This window comes from Pseudoblastomonas marina (assembly GCF_014641655.1).
Classification (GTDB): domain Bacteria; phylum Pseudomonadota; class Alphaproteobacteria; order Sphingomonadales; family Sphingomonadaceae; genus Alteriqipengyuania_A; species Alteriqipengyuania_A marina.
On the sequence record NZ_BMID01000001.1, the window covers coordinates 728,360 to 745,710 of the forward strand.

The 17,351-nt window shown below is 65.3% G+C and carries 20 protein-coding genes; 9 read left to right on the forward strand and 11 right to left on the reverse strand.

Features of this window, described 5'->3' with window-relative positions:
- Positions 1 to 21: 21 nt before the first annotated feature.
- The 4 genes from recR (at position 22) to IEW49_RS03590 (ending at position 3,400) form a co-directional block, all read left to right on the forward strand.
- Positions 22 to 618 (forward strand): recombination mediator RecR, encoded by a 597-nt coding sequence (gene recR, locus IEW49_RS03575; RefSeq protein ID WP_188641392.1) that lies wholly within the window; start codon positions 22 to 24, stop codon positions 616 to 618.
- A gap of 31 nt (positions 619 to 649) precedes the next feature.
- Positions 650 to 1,219: a peptide deformylase gene (locus IEW49_RS03580; RefSeq protein WP_188641393.1), complete on the forward strand. Its 570-nt coding sequence runs from the start codon at positions 650 to 652 to the stop codon at positions 1,217 to 1,219.
- A 142-nt stretch (positions 1,220 to 1,361) separates the two neighbouring features.
- Positions 1,362 to 2,720 carry a DNA recombination protein RmuC gene (locus IEW49_RS03585; RefSeq protein ID WP_188641394.1) on the forward strand — a complete coding sequence of 453 codons (1,359 nt, stop codon included), beginning with the start codon at positions 1,362 to 1,364 and terminating at the stop codon, positions 2,718 to 2,720.
- A 44-nt stretch (positions 2,721 to 2,764) separates the two neighbouring features.
- A complete protein-coding gene (locus tag IEW49_RS03590) occupies positions 2,765 to 3,400 on the forward strand; it encodes a hypothetical protein (protein WP_188641395.1) in 636 nt (211 codons plus the stop codon).
- A 22-nt stretch (positions 3,401 to 3,422) separates the two neighbouring features.
- Here IEW49_RS03590 and IEW49_RS03595 read toward each other — a convergent pair whose 3' ends face one another.
- The 8 genes from IEW49_RS03595 to IEW49_RS03630 all read right to left on the reverse strand — a co-directional run bounded on the left by IEW49_RS03595 (position 3,423) and on the right by IEW49_RS03630 (position 9,352).
- A complete protein-coding gene (locus tag IEW49_RS03595) occupies positions 3,423 to 3,971 on the reverse strand; it encodes a PilZ domain-containing protein (RefSeq protein WP_188641396.1) in 549 nt (182 codons plus the stop codon).
- Between the two features lie 123 nt (positions 3,972 to 4,094).
- Positions 4,095 to 4,910, reverse strand: a complete 816-nt coding sequence (locus tag IEW49_RS03600; RefSeq protein WP_229658064.1) for a TrmH family RNA methyltransferase — start codon at positions 4,908 to 4,910, stop codon at positions 4,095 to 4,097.
- A gap of 7 nt (positions 4,911 to 4,917) precedes the next feature.
- Positions 4,918 to 5,190 (reverse strand): HPr family phosphocarrier protein, encoded by a 273-nt coding sequence (locus tag IEW49_RS03605; protein WP_188641397.1) that lies wholly within the window; start codon positions 5,188 to 5,190, stop codon positions 4,918 to 4,920.
- Positions 5,191 to 5,196: 6 nt separating this feature from the next.
- Entirely contained in the window at positions 5,197 to 5,601 is a 405-nt protein-coding gene (locus IEW49_RS03610) for a PTS sugar transporter subunit IIA (RefSeq protein WP_188641398.1), read from the reverse strand.
- A 78-nt stretch (positions 5,602 to 5,679) separates the two neighbouring features.
- Positions 5,680 to 6,597: an RNase adapter RapZ gene (gene rapZ / locus IEW49_RS03615; RefSeq protein ID WP_188641399.1), complete on the reverse strand. Its 918-nt coding sequence runs from the start codon at positions 6,595 to 6,597 to the stop codon at positions 5,680 to 5,682.
- 40 nt (positions 6,598 to 6,637) lie between these two features.
- On the reverse strand, positions 6,638 to 7,057 hold the full coding sequence (locus IEW49_RS03620) for an HPr kinase/phosphorylase (RefSeq protein ID WP_188641400.1): 420 nt from the start codon (positions 7,055 to 7,057) through the stop codon (positions 6,638 to 6,640).
- A complete protein-coding gene (locus IEW49_RS03625) occupies positions 7,054 to 8,649 on the reverse strand; it encodes a stimulus-sensing domain-containing protein (protein ID WP_229658065.1) in 1,596 nt (531 codons plus the stop codon). Before IEW49_RS03625 ends, IEW49_RS03620 begins: the two co-directional genes overlap by 4 nt.
- Entirely contained in the window at positions 8,636 to 9,352 is a 717-nt protein-coding gene (locus IEW49_RS03630; protein ID WP_229658205.1) for a response regulator transcription factor, read from the reverse strand. The genes IEW49_RS03625 and IEW49_RS03630 overlap by 14 nt, the downstream gene beginning before the upstream one ends.
- A 296-nt stretch (positions 9,353 to 9,648) precedes the next feature.
- On the opposite strand from IEW49_RS03630, the gene IEW49_RS03635 reads away from it, so the two are divergent.
- The gene (locus IEW49_RS03635) at positions 9,649 to 11,238 is read left to right on the forward strand and encodes a phosphoenolpyruvate carboxykinase (protein WP_188641403.1); all 1,590 of its coding nucleotides are present in this window, start codon (positions 9,649 to 9,651) and stop codon (positions 11,236 to 11,238) included.
- A 70-nt stretch (positions 11,239 to 11,308) separates the two neighbouring features.
- Here IEW49_RS03635 and IEW49_RS03640 read toward each other — a convergent pair whose 3' ends face one another.
- A complete protein-coding gene (locus IEW49_RS03640) occupies positions 11,309 to 13,144 on the reverse strand; it encodes a DUF885 domain-containing protein (RefSeq protein WP_229658066.1) in 1,836 nt (611 codons plus the stop codon).
- A 79-nt stretch (positions 13,145 to 13,223) separates the two neighbouring features.
- On the opposite strand from IEW49_RS03640, the gene IEW49_RS03645 reads away from it, so the two are divergent.
- Positions 13,224 to 13,418: a hypothetical protein gene (locus tag IEW49_RS03645; RefSeq protein WP_188641404.1), complete on the forward strand. Its 195-nt coding sequence runs from the start codon at positions 13,224 to 13,226 to the stop codon at positions 13,416 to 13,418.
- Positions 13,419 to 13,424: 6 nt separating this feature from the next.
- Here the strand turns inward: IEW49_RS03645 and IEW49_RS03650 are convergent, their stop codons facing one another.
- A complete protein-coding gene (locus tag IEW49_RS03650) occupies positions 13,425 to 14,081 on the reverse strand; it encodes an alpha/beta hydrolase (RefSeq protein ID WP_188641405.1) in 657 nt (218 codons plus the stop codon).
- Between the two features lie 100 nt (positions 14,082 to 14,181).
- On the opposite strand from IEW49_RS03650, the gene IEW49_RS03655 reads away from it, so the two are divergent.
- From IEW49_RS03655 to IEW49_RS03665, 3 genes are read left to right on the forward strand one after another with little or no spacing between them, the layout of a single operon-like run.
- A complete protein-coding gene (locus IEW49_RS03655; protein ID WP_188641406.1) occupies positions 14,182 to 15,231 on the forward strand; it encodes a cysteine desulfurase family protein in 1,050 nt (349 codons plus the stop codon).
- Positions 15,228 to 16,313, forward strand: coding sequence for a cysteine desulfurase family protein (locus IEW49_RS03660; RefSeq protein ID WP_188641407.1), 1,086 nt, complete (start codon positions 15,228 to 15,230; stop codon positions 16,311 to 16,313). The genes IEW49_RS03655 and IEW49_RS03660 overlap by 4 nt, the downstream gene beginning before the upstream one ends.
- Positions 16,313 to 16,642: a 2Fe-2S iron-sulfur cluster-binding protein gene (locus tag IEW49_RS03665; RefSeq protein WP_188641408.1), complete on the forward strand. Its 330-nt coding sequence runs from the start codon at positions 16,313 to 16,315 to the stop codon at positions 16,640 to 16,642. Before IEW49_RS03660 ends, IEW49_RS03665 begins: the two co-directional genes overlap by 1 nt.
- 57 nt (positions 16,643 to 16,699) lie before the next feature.
- On the opposite strand, the gene IEW49_RS03670 is transcribed toward IEW49_RS03665, so the two are convergent.
- Entirely contained in the window at positions 16,700 to 17,317 is a 618-nt protein-coding gene (locus IEW49_RS03670) for an outer membrane protein (protein WP_188641409.1), read from the reverse strand.
- Positions 17,318 to 17,351: the final 34 nt, after the last annotated feature.

Sequence of the window (17,351 nt, forward strand, 5' to 3'; positions counted from 1 at the left end):
TCGCGCCCTATCTGTGCCCCCATGGCATCGCAAGAGATCGAAGCGCTGGCCTCGGCCCTGGCGCGGCTGCCCGGCCTCGGCCCGCGTTCGGCGCGGCGCGCAGTGCTGTGGCTGGTCAAGAACCGCGAGCGCGCGCTGCCGCAGCTGGTCGAGACGCTGGCGGCGGTGCAGGACACGCTGGTCGAATGCGAGACCTGCTTCAACGTCGATACCCGCAACCCTTGCGGAATCTGCGCCGATCCCCGCCGCGATGCGAAGTCGATCTGCGTGGTAGAGGACGTCTCGGACCTGTGGGCACTCGATCGCGCGCGGCTGTTCCAAGGTACCTATCATGTGCTCGGCGGGCGGCTATCGGCCCTCGACGGTGTGCGGCCCGAGGACCTCACGGTGGGCGAGCTCCTCCAACGGGTCGAAGCGGGGGGCGTGGACGAGGTGGTTCTCGCCATGAACGCCACGCTCGAAGGCCAGACCACCGCGCATTACCTCGCCGAGCGGCTCGAGGCATTCCCGGTCAAGGTCACGCAATTGGCGCATGGCCTGCCGGTGGGCGGGGAACTGGATTACCTCGACGAAGGCACTCTGGCACAGGCGCTGCGCGCGCGGCGTCCGGTGGATTGAAAGCGCGCCTAAGTGCGACTAAATAGCATCCATGGCTATCCGTGAAATCCTCGAAGTGCCGGATCCCCGGCTCAAGACCGTGTCGACTCCCGTCGAGAAGGACGAGTTCGACGACGATCTGCGCACCCTCGTCGACGACATGTTCGAGACGATGTACGCCGCGCCGGGCATCGGCCTCGCCGCGATCCAGGTCGGCGTGCCCAAGCGCGTGCTCGTGATCGACCTGCAGGAGCCCGACGAAAGCGCTGATGCCGAAGATTGCGGCGACGACGAATGCGGCCACGACCACCGCCCGGTGGTCCGCAACCCTCGCACCTTCATCAATCCCGAAATCCTTGACCCGGCCGAGGAACTGGCGACCTACCAGGAAGGTTGCCTGTCGGTGCCTGACATCTACGCCGACGTCGATCGTCCCGCGACCTGCCGCGTCCGCTACCAGGACCTCGATGGCAATGTGCACGAGGAAGACATGACGGGCCTGATGGCGACCTGCATCCAGCACGAGATGGACCACCTCGAAGGCATCCTGTTCATCGACCACCTCTCGCGCCTCAAGCGCAACATGGCGCTGAAGAAGCTCAGGAAGCTGCAGGCGGCTTGATTCTTTTGGTCATCCCCGGCGCAGGCGGGGATCCAGAGTGAGGTCGTGCCAGGTCGCCGTGGCTTCTCGCCTTCGCGGGAATGACGGGGAAGAGAGTATCGATCCTCTGGCGTTCCGTTTCCGTTCCGCGTAACGTCGGCGCATGGATCCGACCGTTCTCGCTATCATCGCACTTGTTATCGGCCTCGCTCTTGGCGGCGGTGTTGGCTGGTATATCGGCTCGCGCCCGGCCTCCGACCTCAAGGCCAAGCTGGCCGAGAGCGAAGCTACGGGCGCAGCGCGCGAGGAGGAATTCAAGCGGGCAACCAAGGAATTGGGTGAGGCGCAGATCAGAATCGCGACGCTCGAAGCCAACGCCGCCAATTTCGACAAGCAGTTGGAACAGATGCGTGAGGCGCGCGAAGCGCTGGTCGACCAGTTCAAGGCGACCAGCGGCGAGGTCCTGTCGAAGGCGCAGGAGGAATTCCTCAAGCGCGCCGACGAAAAATTCGGCTCGGCAGAGAAGGCCAACAAGGAAGCGGTCGCTTCGCTGTTGAAGCCGGTCAGCGAGCGGCTCAAGGCCTATGAGGAGCAGGTCGGCAGCCTGGAGAAACAGCGCGCCGACGCGTTCAGCGGGCTTCGGACGCAGATCGAGGAAATGCGGAAGGGCCAGGAAGAGGTCCGGCGCGAGGCGCAGCGGCTTGGCAATTCGCTCACCAATGCGCCCAAGGCGCGTGGGCGCTGGGGCGAACGTGCACTGCAGAACGTGCTCGAGCAATGCGGCCTGTCCGAGCACACCGATTTCGACCTCGAACATTCGCTCGATACCGACGAGGGCCGGTTGCGACCCGATGCAATCGTACACGTGCCCGGCCAGAAGAAGCTGGTGATCGACGCCAAGGTGTCGTTGAACGCCTACCAGGCAGCATTCGAGGCCGAGGGCGACGAGGAGCGCGTGCGCCATCTCGACCTGCATGCCAAGTCGATGCGCAGCCACGTCCAGACGCTCGGTTCGAAAAGCTATCAGAGCCAGTTCGACGATTCGCCCGACTATGTCGTGATGTTCGTCCCCGGCGAGCATTTCGTCGCCGCCGCGCTCGAACACGACCCCGAGCTGTGGGATTTCGCATTCCGCAACAAGGTTTTGCTCGCAACTCCTACGAACCTGGTGGCGATCGCGCGCACGGTAGCGCAGGTCTGGCGGCAGGACACGATAGCGCGCGAAGCGGTCGAGATCGGCAAGATGGGCGCCGAGCTCTACGACCGGCTCGCCATCGCCGCCGAGCACATGAAGCGCGTCGGTGGCGGGCTCGAAAGCGCGGTCAAGAATTACAACAAGTTCGTCGGTTCATTTGAGAGGAATGTTCTCTCCGCCGGGCGTCGCTTGCAGGACAAGGGGATCGAGATCGGCAAGCGCGAGATCGAGGAAATTCCCCAGATCGCCGAGACTCCTACCTACACCGCCGAAGACGCCGCGCAGATCGAGGACGGCACCAACGAGGGTCGCGAGGCGGGGGAGTAGTTGCTACCAAGCTCGGGGGGCGCGCAAATCGGGGGAGGTTTTCCGTGAAATCCCTGTGTCTTTCCGCTGTCTTCTCGATGGCGGCGCTTTCCACGCCCATCTCCGCCCAGCAGAGCTATCCGCCGCGCGACGATTGTCGCGGCGATGTGGCGGCGCAGGCTTTTCGCCACACGCTCACCACCGCGGTCGCCAACCGCAATGCGGCGATGCTGCGCCCGCTGGTCGCGCCGGAGGTCGAACTCGATTTCGGAGGGGGCTCGGGCTGGGAAACCTTCGCCGCGCGGCTCGACGATCCTGGTTATGCGCTGTGGGAAGAACTCGATCGCGTGCTGCTGCTCGGCTGCGCGGTCATGAAAGGCGGCGAGCTCACGTTGCCGTGGCACTGGGCGCAGGACTTCGGCGACATCGACTATTTCGAGGCGATGCTGGTGACCGGCAGCGACGTGCCGCTCCGCGCCGCGGCCGCCCCCGAAGCGCTGGTGCGTGCGCGGATCGACTGGGGACTGGTGACGCTGGTCGAGGGCTGGGACCCGGAGGCCGAATATCTCGAGGTCCGCGATGGCCGACAACGCACGGGCTTCATTCGCAGCGATCGATTGCGATCGATGGTCGATTATCGCTTGCTCGCGCGGCCCGGCCCCGAAGGCTACCGGATCGTCGCCTTCATCGCCGGCGACTGAGGCGGCACTGGACTGCTCGGCTTCAGCCCAGCGCGCGCAGTTTCTGAGAGGCGAGGTCGAGCACCTGCAACTGGTTCATGTAGCGCGCGATCACCTCCGGATCGTTGCTCAGGAGATCGGCCAGCTTGTCCAGCTTGTCGGCGATCTGGTGAAGATCGTTGCGCTCCCCGACGGTCGATTTCAGCGTATGGCTGGCGATATGCGCCTTGTCTGCCACCGGGTACACATGTTTCGCCTGCTGGACGATGCGATCGACCTGCTGTTGGTGCTCATGCCCGCTCTTCATCCATGAATCGACCGCGACGCGCCGTTCGAACTGGAAACCGATGTTCTTCTCGCTACGCCGCGTGACCTTGCCCGGGACCGAGAGGTTTCCACGGATAAGCCGACAGGTAGCGCCGGCATCGGGCAAATTGTTGGCTTCGATCAGAGCCCCGCTTTCGGACAGGTTGCGAACCCTCACCGCACCCGACATCGTGTCGGACACCAGCGTTGCCATGACGAAGAGGTTGGTGCGCGGAGCGGCCCGCCGACACATGTCGGGGCGTTCGTACGTGGCAGCGTTATCCATGGGGAGCCTGTTGAGGTTTAGGAATTAAGGTCACCTAGTAACATATCATGTATTTTGCACTAACTCGCCGCAAGGCCCGTTCCCGACTTCTCCTGAACGGTGTCGCGCAAGGCAAATTTAGCGTTATTCGAACGTGTCGAGCACCTCATAGGCGAGCACTGCGGCGGCGATCGCGGCGTTGAGGCTGTCGGCGCGGCCCTTCATCGGCATCGTCACGCGCAGGTCGCAGGCGGCTTCGTAGGCTTCGGGCAGTCCGCGCGATTCGTTGCCGACCATGACGAAGCAGGGTGCGGTAAAAGGAGCGCCGCGATACGGCACGGCGTCGCGCAGCGACGCTGCAACCAGTTGGCCCCCGGTTTCCCCCTCGCCCTGTCGCAACCAGGCGTGGAATTCCTCCCACGGGGCACGCGCGATTCTCTGGGTGAACAGCGCCCCCATACTCGCACGGACGGCCTCGACCGAGAACGGGTCGGCACAATCGTCGACCAGGATCAACCCGCCGGCGCCCACCGCGTCGCCAGTGCGTAGCATGGTTCCGAGATTGCCCGGGTCGCGCAGTGCCTGCGCCACCAGCCAGATATTGGCCGAGGATCGATCGAGCGTGTCGAGCGTCGTGTCAAATTCGGCGAACACCCCGGCGACCGCCTGGGGGTTGTCCTTCCCGGTGACCTTGGCGAGCAGCGCCGGCTCCATCTCGAGCACTTCGCCACCGGCATCCCCTACCGCCGCTTCGAGCGCATCGAGCAGGGGATGGGGTTCGCGACCGGTTGCCAGCGCCAGCAATTCGGGCACGTGGCCGGTCTCGCGCGCATCGGTCAGCAGGCGCAAACCTTCGGCCAGGAACCTGCCCTCGCGCTTGCGCTGCTTCTTTTCGCGCAGCGAGCGCATGAACTTGACGGTGGGATTAGAGAACCCGGTGATGGTGCGCCGCTCGGCCAACGCTGCCTCAGTCCTCGCCGAAGCCGTCTTTGACGAGCCCCACCAGCTTGGCGAGCGCAGCGTCGGAATTCTCGCCGTCGACGCAGATCTCGATCGTGTCGCCGCGCGCCGCGCCGAGCATCATCAGGCCGAGGATCGAACCGCCGCCCGCGCGGGTGCCATCCTTGCCGACTTGCACGTCGAGCCCGTCCGCCAGCTGGCTGACCATGCCGACGAATTTCGCGCTGGCTCGCGCGTGCAGGCCCTTTTCGTTGACGATGGTGACGGTTTCGCAGGGCACTCGGGTTCAGGCTTCCTGCGCGAGGAATTCGCTCGCCACGGTGATGTAATTGCGCCCCGCCTCGCGGGCGGCGGTTACCGCGTCGCCCAATGCCATCGCCTTGCGCGCACCGGCCAGGCGGATCAGCATCGGCAGGTTGGTCCCGGCGATTACCTCGACCTCGCCTTCGCGCATCAGCGAGATGGCAAGGTTGGAGGGGGTGCCGCCGAACAGGTCGGTGAGAATGACGACTCCGGCACCGTCGTTCACGTCCTTCACGCCCTTGGCGATTTCGCGCCGGCGCGCTTCCATGTCGTCGTTCGGTCCGATGCAGACCGTCGCGACGCCTTTCTGGGTGCCGACCACGTGCTCCATCGCCTCGACGAAAGTCTCGGCGAGTTGGCCGTGCGTAACGAGTACGATACCGATCATCAGTGCGTAATTGCTCTAATCCAATGCGTAGGACAGCGGCCCTTAGACCTTTACGGATGTTATGTCAGCCCGGATGTATCAAGGCTGTGGCTGAGTGCCTTCAACCAGCTCTGCGCCGCGCGATTTTAGCGTCCGATGAATGAGTGTCGGGCTGCGTCCGGTGGCGCGAAGCCGCTCGGTCAGCTTGCGCGCGGTGAACACCGAACGGTGGCGTCCGCCGGTGCACCCGAACGCAATCGTGAGGTAGCCGCGCCCTTGCGCCTCGTAGCGTGGCAGCAAAGTCAGGATCAGGTCCTCGATCTGGCCATAGGCGTCGGCGAAAGCCGGGTCGTTCTCGATATGCCGCGCCACCGCCTCATCCTCGCCGGTGAGCGGGCGCAGCTTCTCGTCCCAATGCGGATTGTCGAGAAAGCGCATGTCGAAAACGAGGTCGGCAACCGGCGGTATCCCTCTCGCAAAGCCGAAACTCATCACGCTCAGCGCCATCCGCCGCTCGCTCTTGGGGGAGAAATGCTCGCGGATCGATTGCTGGAGGTCGTGCGGGGTGAACTTGGTCGTGTCGATCACGAAGTCGGCGCGCTCGCGCAGCCGGGCGAGCAGTTCGCGCTCGGCCGCGAGCGCCTCGTGCACGGGGCGCCCCTGCGCCAGCGGGTGCGGTCGTCGAGTCTCGTTATAGCGGCGCTCGAGCTCCTGGCCGGCGCAATCGACGAACAGGAGGGTGACCGAGACGTCGTCGCGCGCTTCGAGAAGGGCGAGGTATTCGAGGAATTTGCGCGGCACGAATTCGCGCGTCCGGGCATCGAACCCGATCGCGACGGCGGAGCTTCCCGGACCTTCGGCGAGCAGATCCTGCACCTGACGCTTGAGGAAACGGAGCGGGAAATTGTCGATCATTTCCCAGCCGAGGTCTTCGAGCTGGCGCAATGCGGTGGTCTTGCCGGCTCCGAGCAGCCCGGTGACCAGCAGCAATTCCAGCTTGTCGTGCGTTTCGCTCATCTTCGCGGGGTGTGGACCTTCGGCGGTGCGATGTGAAGGCCTATCGATCGAGCCCGAACATATCGAGCGCCGCCTCGACCCGCAGCGCGAGCGCGAGCTTGGAAGGATAGAGCCGAATCTCGGGAACGGTGCAGCCGGCGACCCTGCGCTGTTCCGGTCCGAGCGGCAGGCGCGGGGGATCCTTGGCGAGCGTGATCCACAGGCAGGCGGGCGCCCCGACCGGTTCCATCTCGACGATCCCGACATTGCGGATCTCGATCAAGCCTTCGGTTTCGACCGGCGGCGCAGCGTGCAGCCGCCCGTCTTCGGGCGAGACGACCACGCCATCGTCGCCGATCAGCCGCGCACCCCGGTCGATCAGTTCGAGCGCGAGGCTCGACTTGCCGCTGCCCGATGGTCCGGCGATCAAAACCCCGCGCCCGTCGATCGCGACACCGGTGACGTTGGGCAGCTTCTTCATTTGGCCGGAATCCTGAGAACGAAGCGCGCGCCGTTCTCTCCGTCGAGCCGTGCGCCCACTTCGAGCGTGCCGTCATGGGCCCGAGCGATGGTGCGCGCGATGGCGAGGCCAAGCCCGCTGTGACGACCGAAGCCGTCGGGCTCGGGCCGCTGGGTGTAGAAGCGCTCGAATACCTTCTCGCGCAATTCCTCGGCGATCCCGGGGCCGCGATCGCTGACCGCTAGCTGGACCTTGCGATCCTGGCGCGCAACCGTGATCGAGACCGGCGCTCCGCGCGGGGAAAAGGACTGGGCGTTGTCGATGAGATTTTCGATCACCCGTTCGAGCTGGCTCTCGTCGCCCCGGACGGTGAACGGGCCCGGAGTCGAGGCAACCAGCTCGAGCCAGTTCTCGCTGTCGCTCTCGGGCCGGCGGCGCGCCTCCACGATGCGCTCGGCCAAAGCGTGGAGATCGATCACTTCGAACTCGGTGCGGCTGATCTCCGCATCGATCCGGCTGAGGTCGGAAATCTCGGTCACGAGCCGGTCGATGCGGCGCACGTCGGCGCCGATGATGTCGAGCAGCTGGGTGCGCAATTCGGGCTGCTCGACCCGTTCGAGCGATTCCATCGCGCTGCGCATCGAGGCGAGCGGGTTCTTGAGTTCGTGCGCGACATCGGCGGCGAAGCTTTCGACCGCGTCGATCCGGTTGCGCAAGGCCTCGGCCATGTCGGAAACCGCGCGCGCCAGCTGACCGATCTCGTCGCCACGTTCGGGGAGGCGGGGGACGACCACTTCGCGCTCGCGCCCCATCCGCACCCGGCTGGCGGCCGAGGCGAGGTCCTTCAACGGGGTCACGATCGTCCGCGCGAGGAACAGCGCAAGCTGGATCGAAGCGGCCAGCGCGACGAGGATGATCAGTGCGAGTGTCCCGCGCGCATCGCGCACGCTTTGCGTAATGTCGCGTGGATTGGCCGATACGAGCACTGCTTCGCCCGAAAAACCGATCGGGGCCGCGGCCGTGATCACGGGGGTGCGATCCGGTGCGTAGCGCTGGAACACGACGGTGCGTCCAGTCGCGAGTGCGGCGGCGATCTCGTTCCACTGGCTCGCGCTTTCGCGCTGCGGGTCGCGATAGGGGGGGACGGGCTGGGCGCCGAGCAGCGCGTCGGTCGCGCGATCAAGGTAGCCGGGCAGGCGCCTGAAGAAATTGCCGCTATCCGGCGGGCCGAGTGTATAGCCCGGCTCGGCGAGATCGAAGCTATCGGCCACGAGGCGCCCCCGCGGATCGTAGGTGCGGATGCGGGAACGCTGGTCGCGCGCAATTTCGACGATCAGCCGCTCGCGGGCTTCGGCATCGGGGAGCGCTACCAGCGCATCGGACACGATCTCCGCCTCGCTGCGTGCGGTCTCGAACCGTTCGACCAGCAATTGGTTGCGGTAGGAATCGAGATAGAACAGGCTGCCCGCGAACAACGCCAGCGCGAAAATGTTGACGAACAGGATCCGCGCGGTGAGCGGAATGCTGCGCGTCCAGAATAGCGGATCGCGCAGCGGCGCGGCGGGTGCGCCGACCGGCCCGTTCCCGTCCGCTGCTGGGTCAGGCTTCGCCAAAGGAATAGCCCGCCCCGTAGAGCGTTTCGATGGCCCCGAATTCACCGTCGACCTTGCGGAACTTGCGACGCATCCGCTTGATGTGGCTGTCGATCGTGCGGTCATCCACGAACACGTCGTCGCTATAGGCTGCGTCCATCAGCTGGTTGCGCGTCTTGATCAGGCCTGGGCGGGTGGCCAGCGCCTCGAGGATGAGGAACTCGGTCACCGTGAGCGACACGGGCTCACCGTCCCAGGTCACGCGATGGCGATCGGGATCCATGCACAGTCTGCCGCGACGCATCACGCCGTCCTGCTCGGGACGGTCGTGTTCTTCGGGCTGGCCCATGTCGGGTGCCGGTGCGGCGAAATCGGCGCGCCGCAGGATCGCGCGGGCGCGCGCGATCAGCAACCGCTGGCTGAAGGGCTTCGCGATGTAATCGTCTGCCCCCAGTGACAAGCCGAGCGCCTCGTCGCTTTCTTCGTCCTTCGAGGTGAGGAAAATGACCGGCAGGTCGGAACTCTTGCGCAGCTCGCGCAGCAATTCGAGCCCGTCCATCTGCGGCATCTTTATGTCGAGAATGGCGAGGTCGGGCGGATTGCTCCGCAGCGCCTTCAGGGCGCTCGCCCCGTCCGAATAGACGCGCGTGGCGAAGCCCTCGGACTGCAGGGCGATCGAGACGCTGGTGAGGATGTTGCGATCGTCGTCGACCAGCGCGATCACCTTGCGGCCATCGTCGCCATCGGGATTGTCGGGCGTGTCGCTGGCGGTCTCGGTTTCCAAGCGGAAGACATCCTTTTACGTATCTGTTTGGCACAGCCCTAGCGAGGGGGTGTGGAACAGACAATATTCGGGCCTGACTTGTGAGCGTTCACAATGATCCAAGCTGTTGATTCATCGTCCTAACCATCTGGCAATAGGCGCGAATTGACGGAATCACGGGGGTTCTCTATCTGCGCTGGAGACAGTTTCGGCACTACCATGCGCCGGCCGCCTCCAGTCGTTTCGGGAGAATATCCGTGAGTTCGCCTCTTTCCACGCCCCTGTCCGCCCAGGGGATAGTTACCGATGCAACGATCCACGCCAATCTGGACAGCGCCGCGCTGACCCAGCACGCGCTCGACAATGGCGAGGGCAAGCGCGCCAAGCACGGCCCGCTGGTTGTCGAGACCGGCAAGCACACCGGCCGCAGTGCGAAGGACAAGTTCATCGTCCGCAATGCCGAGACCGAAGAGACAGTCTGGTGGGACAACAACGCCTCGATGACGCCGGAACACTTCGCCGCGCTGAAGGAGGATTTCCTCGCCGCGCTGAAGGACAAGGACACGCTCTACGTCGCCGACCTGTTCGGAGGTTCGCAGCCCGAGCACCGCGTCAACGTTCGCGTGGTCAACGAACTCGCTTGGCACAACCAGTTCATCCGCACGCTGCTGGTGCGCCCGACCGCGAGCGAACTCGAAGGCTTCGTGCCCGAGTACACGATCATCGACCTGCCGACCTTCCGCGCCGACCCGGCACGACACGGTACCCGCAGTGAAACGGTGATCGCGGTCAATCTCGAGGAAAAGCTGATCCTGATCGGCGGCACCAAATATGCCGGCGAGATGAAGAAGAGCGTCTTCGGCATCCTCAACTACCTGCTGCCGCCCAAGGGCGTGATGCCGATGCATTGCTCGGCCAATATCGGCCCCGATGGCAAGAGCGCGGTGTTCTTCGGCCTGTCGGGCACCGGCAAGACCACGCTTTCGGCCGATGCGAGCCGCACGCTGATCGGTGACGACGAGCACGGCTGGTCTGACACCGCGGTCTTCAACTTCGAAGGCGGCTGCTACGCCAAGATGATCCGCCTCGATCCCGAATCCGAGCCGGAAATCTACGCCACCACGCGGATGGAGGGCACGGTCCTCGAAAACGTGGTGATGGACGAGAACGGAGAGATCGATCTCGACGACGCCACGCTGGCCGAGAACACCCGCGGTGCCTATCCGCTGTCCTCGATCCCGAACACGTCGGCCGACAATCTCGGCCCGCCCCCGTCGAACGTGATCATGCTGACCGCCGATGCGTTCGGCGTGCTGCCTCCGATCGCGCGTCTCACACCCGACCAGGCGATGTATCACTTCCTGTCGGGCTACACCGCCAAGGTCGCGGGCACCGAGATCGGCGTGACCGAGCCGACCGCTACCTTCTCGACCTGTTTCGGCGCGCCCTTCATGCCGCGCCACCCGAGCGTCTACGGCAACCTGCTCAAGAAGCGTATCGCCGAAGGCGGCGCGCAGTGCTGGCTGGTGAACACCGGCTGGACGGGCGGCAAGTACGGCGAAGGCCATCGCATGCCGATCAAGGCCACCCGCGCGCTGCTCAACGCCGCGCTCGACGGTTCGCTCAACGATGCCGAGTTCCGCAAGGACGAGAATTTCGGCTTCGAGGTGCCGGTCAGCGTGCCGGGCGTCGACAGTGCGATCCTCGATCCGCGTTCGACCTGGGACAATCCGGAAGAATACGACGTGACCGCGCGCAAGCTGGTCCAGCTCTTCGTCGACAATTTCGAACCCTTCGCGGCGCATGTCGACCAGGGCGTTCGCGACGCGGCTCCCGCCGCGGCGTAACGCTTCTCACAAGTTGTGGAGAGGAGGGCCCCGTCGCGGCAACGCGGCGGGGCCCTTTGCATTTCCTTTTTTAGCGTCCGGCGCGTTCGATATAACGCCCGACATTGCGTTCGAGCACATCCATCGGCGCATTGCCGCCAAGCACGACCGCGTCGTTGAAGGCCTTGAAGTCATAGGCATCGCCGAGCGCCGTCCGCGCGCGTTCTCGCTGGTCGACGATGCGGCTGTGGCCGAGCTTGTAGCCGGTCGCCTGGCCGGGCCAACTGCAATAGCGATTGACTTCGCTTTCGACTTCGGCGCGCTTGGAGCCGTTGCGTTCGACGAAGAAGCGTACCGCGCGGTCGCGGCTCCAACCCTTCGCGTGGAGCCCGGTGTCGACCACCATGCGGCAGGCGCGGAAGGCGAGGCTCTGGAGGTATCCGAGCCGCCCGACCTTGAAATCGTCATAGGCACCAAGCTCGTCGGCCAGTTGCTCGCCATAGAGTGCCCAGCCTTCGCTGAACGGGTTGAAGGCGAGGATCGAGCGGATCAGCGGCAGGCGATTCGAATATTCGCCCTCCCAAACATGGCCCGGGATCGTTTCGTGGAAGGTGAGGTCGGCGAGGTCGTATTTGCGGTGCAGGTCGGTGGTGCGGAGGTTGATCCAGAACCGCCCCGGGATCGTGCCGTCCTTGCTGCCCGCCCCGCCGTAGGCGCCGGGCGCGCCGACTTCCTCGGCCGGAGGGATGCGGCGGACTTCGAGGTTGGGATCGACCAGGGTGTTGAAGGCGCGCGGCATCTGCGCCTTGATCCAGTCGATCCGGTCTTCGATGAACGCCATGATCTCGGCACGGCCCGGATCGCCCTCGGCGAATTTGTAGCGCGGGTCCTCGCTCAGGCGCTGCATCCGCTCGCCGACGCTGCCGGTGGTGAAGCCGATTTCGCGCAGGATCGGGTCCATCCGCGCGTGGAGCGCTTCGAGTTCCTCGAGCCCTTGCCGGTGGATCTGGTCGGCCGAAAGGTCGGTGGTCGTGCTCGAGCGCAGTGCCCAGGCGTAGAATTCCTCTCCGCGTGGACGCGAGGAGATGCCTGGCGTCGAGGTGGCTACCGCACTCTCGGCGCGCAATTCCTCGAGCTGCCGCGACAACGCCTCGGCGATCGGTCCGCTTTCGAGGGCCAGCGCCCGATCGGCGTAACCTTCGGCGAGGCCGGCGTTCGCCAGCTTGGGTCGCAGCGTTTCCGCGAACAGCTCGCCCTTGCCGGCGCTGGCGATAGTCTGTTCCATCTGGCCCATCGCCTTGTCGAGCAGGAAGCTCGGCGGGGTGACGCCCATGCCGCGCGCGTCTCGAATGCGCGCCAGTTCGCCATCGAGCACGGTGGGCATCTGCTGAAGCCGCTCGATATAGGCGTCGGCGTCCTGCGCGCTTTCGACCTTGTGGTTCGCATCCATGAAGCGCGGCATGTCGAGATAGGTCCCGACGTTCTGGATCACGACATAGGGCGCGGTCCGCCAGCTGCCGACCGGCACGTCGCCATAGGGCAACGCAAGACCCTGCAGCGCAATGTCGTAAGCGCTGCCGACGACTTCGAGATTGGTGAGCGTTTCGGTGTCGAGCCCGGCCTTGGGAAAGGCGCGGACCCGGTCGAGATCGCTTTTCAGTGTCGCTGCCAACGCATCCTGCCCGGCAGGCGACTGGTCTTCGAGACGACCGCGCAGATAGGCATAGGGTCCCGTGTCGACGCCGAGCGACGTGGCGCGTTCGGGCTCGTGTTCGAGCAGATTGTAGGCGATGTCCTCGAGCAGCGCATCGGCGGAGCCGGGCATGCCGGCGACGAGCGAGCGCGCGCATCCGGGGAGGGTGGCAAGAGCGGTGCCGGCGCCGAGCACGCCAAGCGCCTGGCGGCGGTTCATGTTGGTCATATCCATCGGGCGAGGATGGAACGGCGGCGGCGGCGCGTCAATCGTGGCGGCTTGTTCCGCGCGACGGACGCGCTAAACCTTGCCCATGTCGATCGTGCTTTCAATCGTGATGCTCGCCGCCTTCGCGCTCCTCCTCGCCGCATTCATCGCATGGCGGAAGGGATTGCCCAGGAAGCAGATCGGCCTGCTCCTCCTGCTTGCGCTGGTGATGGCGGTGAACGTCGCGATCTGGACGGTGCCCGATAGCGAGGGCACCGCGCCGATCGACAAGGTCGACTGAGACTTTTTACTTGATCGGGCAATCGGGCGCGAGGCGCATGTCGAGATAGTTGTCGACCGAACGCATCATTTCGTCGAACTCGTTCTCGAAGAAGTGGTTCGCGCGCGGGATCTCGTCGTGATGGATCGTGATGTGCTTCTGCGTGCGGAGCTTGTCGACCAGCTTCTGGACGGCCGAGGGCGTGACCACGGTATCCTGCGCGCCCTGCACGAAGATGCCCGAGGCGGGGCAGGGGGCGAGGAACGAGAAATCGTACATGTTGGCCGGGGCCGCGATCGAAATGAAGCCGCGGATCTCGGGGCGGCGCATCATCAGCTGCATGCCGATCAGCGCGCCGAAGCCGAACCCGGCGACCCAGGTCGTCGAGGCTTCGGGGTGGATCTGCTGAACCCAGTCGAGCGCCGCGGCGGCATCGGACAGTTCGCCGATCCCGTTGTCGAAGCTGCCCTGGCTGCGACCGACGCCGCGCGAATTGAAGCGCAAGGTGGCGAACCCGCGCGCGGCGAAGTCCTTGTACAGTGCCATCGTGATGCGGTCGTTCATCGTCCCGCCCGCTTCAGGGTGCGGATGAAGGATCATCGCCACCGGCGCGCGCGGGCGCGGGGCAGGCTGGAAACGACCCTCGAGACGGCCTTCAGGTCCGGGGAAAATCACGCTGGGCATTGGCAAATCCGGTGCAAAGAGCCTCAGTCGCCGCCGCCCGATCGGACGATTGCGGACAAAAGAGGGTAGGAATGGAAGATGGGCGCTATATAGGTTTTGCATGGCCGAAAGCAATAATAACGACACCGCCGTCTACCTCGACTACGCGGCGACATGCCCGCCACTTCCCGAAGCCGTCGCCGCGATGTGCGAAGGGCTCGCCGGGTGGGCGAATCCCTCGAGCCCCTATGCCTGCGGGCGGGCCGCGAAAGCCGAGCTCGAGGACGCGCGCGCGCGGATCAAGTCTGCGCTGGGATGGGATGGAGAGCTGATATTCACCAGCGGTGCGACCGAGGCGATCGCGATTGTTCTCCAGCGCACCAAAACTCCCCTGACTGCGGTCAGCCCGGTCGAACACGCTGCCGTGTGGCGCTGGTGCAAGGAAGCGAATTATTTGCCCGTCGATGCCCATGGCATCGTCGACCTCGACGGAGCCGACCTGTCCGGCCTGGTCGCGATCCAGCACGTCAACAACGAGACCGGGGTGGTCCAGCCCGTCGCGCGGATCGCGGCAGCGGTGCGCGAGGCGGGCGGGGTGTTATTCTGCGACTGCGCGCAAAGCGCGGGAAAGCTCGCACTGCCCGACGCCGACATGATCGCGATCAGCGCGCACAAGTTCGGTGGCCCGGTCGGGTTCGGTGCGCTGTTGCTCAAGGATTACGGCCTGCTGCACGCGGTCGGCGGACAGGAGCACGGCTATCGACCCGGTACCGAGAATCTCCCGGCAGCCAGGGCGATGGCGGTGGCACTCGAAGCGGGTAATGACTGGCTCCGCGAAGCCGCGAAGCTGCGAGCCAGGCTTGAGGCGGCAATAGAAGATACGGGGGGCGAAATCGTCGCCAAGGCGAGCAAGCGTAGCCCCGCGATCGGTGCCTATCGCATGCCAGGTGTCAGCGCTGCCTCGCAGCTTATCCGCTTCGATTCGAACGGCTTCGCGATCTCCTCGGGCAGCGCCTGCTCTTCCGGCTCGCTCAAGCCTAGCCATGTGCTCGAGGCAATGGGCTACGAGCATTCGCGCGAGGTGATCCGCGTCAGCATCGGTCGCAAGACCACGGAACGCGAGATCGACGCCTTCGTTGAAGCGTGGAAGGCCATGGCCCAGACCACGTGATATATCTCGATTACCAGGCGACCACCCCGCTCGCGCCCGAGGCGCGCGACGCGATGCTGCAATGGCTCGACGGGCCGGGTGGCAGCGGCTTCGGCAACCCGCACAGCCCGCACAAGATGGGACGCGCCGCCGCCGCGGCGGTCGAGTTTGCGCGCGAACAGGTCGCCGCGCTGTTGCCCTCGGGTGGCCGGGTGATCTTCACCAGCGGCGCGACCGAGGCGATCAACCTTGCGATCCGCGGCGCGCTGTCGGCGAAGCAGGGCAGTATCTCGGCCTCGGCGATCGAACATGCCGCGGTGCTCGACACCGCCCGCGCGCTCGGATCGTGCCACATCCTCAACGTCGCCAAGAACGGCCAGTGCAACACCAAGCAGGACCTGCCGCAGGATACGCGGCTGGTCTGCCTGATGCAGGTCAACAACGAGATCGGCACCATCCAGCCCACGGTCGACTGGCATCGCAAGGCCAAGTCGGCGAACGCGCTGTATCTGTGCGACGCGGTGCAGGCCTACGGTAAGATCGAGGTAACCGGGGCCGACATGATCGCGATCAGCGCGCACAAGATCTACGGCCCCAAGGGGATCGGCGCGTTGTGGGTGCGCGACAATATCGACCTGGGCGAGGTGCAGACCGGCGGCGGGCAGGAATACGGCCTGCGTTCGGGCACGCTCAGCCCGTCGCTGTGCGCCGGCTTCGGCGCAGCAGCGGCCGAGGCGAAGGATCGGATGGCGCAGGATGCCGACCACGTCGAAAAGCTCTGGACGATCGTCGCGCAGGCATTCGACAGCTGGCGGCTCAATGGCAGTGCCGAAGCGCGCTGGCATGGCAACGCCAACCTCCAGCACAACGGGATCGACGTCGCCCGCCTGATGTCGGATTGCCGCGAGGTGATGTTCTCCGCCGGTTCGGCCTGCGCGAGCGGTTCGGGCCGGCCCAGCCACGTATTGAAAGCGCTGGGCCTTAGCGACAAGCAGGCTAAGAGTTCGATCCGCCTCGGCTGGGGGCGATACACCGAGGCTGAAGAGCTTGAGCGGGCCTGTGACACGCTGCTCAAGGCCGCGCGCAAACAGGGGATCACCTGATGGTCCGGCTGCGCTTCAAAGAGGGCGACAAGCTCACCGAATATGACGGCGAAAGCGGTCTCACGCTGCTCGATGCGGCGCAGGCGGCGGGCATGCCGCTCGAAGGGACCTGCGAAGGCCAGATGGCCTGTTCGACCTGCCATGTCCTCGTCGCGCGCGAGTGGTTCGCTCGGCTCCCCGAAGCGAGCGAAGAGGAAGAGGACCTGCTCGACCTCGCGGCCTGCGTCGGCCCGACCTCGCGCCTCGCCTGCCAGATCGTGCTGGGCGAAGACCTCGACGGGCTAGAAGTCGCGATCCCCGATGAAAGCCAAGACATGCGCGCCGGTTAGCAAAAAGGCCCGGCGGATTGCTCCCCCGGGCCTCCTGTCTGGCGTCTGCGCCAACTATCAGAAACGATAGGCGACCGTGGCCATGCCTTGGTGGCGTTCGAGGTCCACGCCGAGCGCGGTGCCGTCGAATTCGAGTTCGCCATAATTCGAATAGCGATACTCGACGCGCGCGGTCAGGTTGTCGGCGAGGCGGAATTCGCCGCCCGCGCCGACGCGGAAACCGTCGGCATTCGAGCTGTCCGAGAGCGCGACGCCCGGTGCGGTGTAGTCGAGGTCGAACTTCTGGTTGGTGTAGCCGCCCTTGACGTAGAGGAAGCCGTTGTCGCTGGCGAAGATGCCGGCACGCGCGCCGACATAGATGTCGCGCCCGGCAGTGAACGATGCGGTGTCGCCGGCCACGAGAACATTGGTGTCGTCGACGCCGATGCTGCTTTCGCTCAGTTCGGCCTCGACGCCGAACACGGCGTTGTCGGTCGCGAAATCGTAACCGAGGATGGTGCCGTAGGCGACGCCTTCCTCGCTTTCGCTGTCGGTGCCGTCATCGACCTGGATGCTGTCGACGCCGACGGTGGCGCCGAGATAGGGGCCGGTGAAGGCTTCGCTGCGGTCCTGCGCCAGGGAGGGAGTGGCGGCGAGGGCGGCAACGAGGGCTGCGGCGGAAATATAGGTCTTCATTGGTTACTCCAGTTCTTGTTCTGATTCTCGCGGG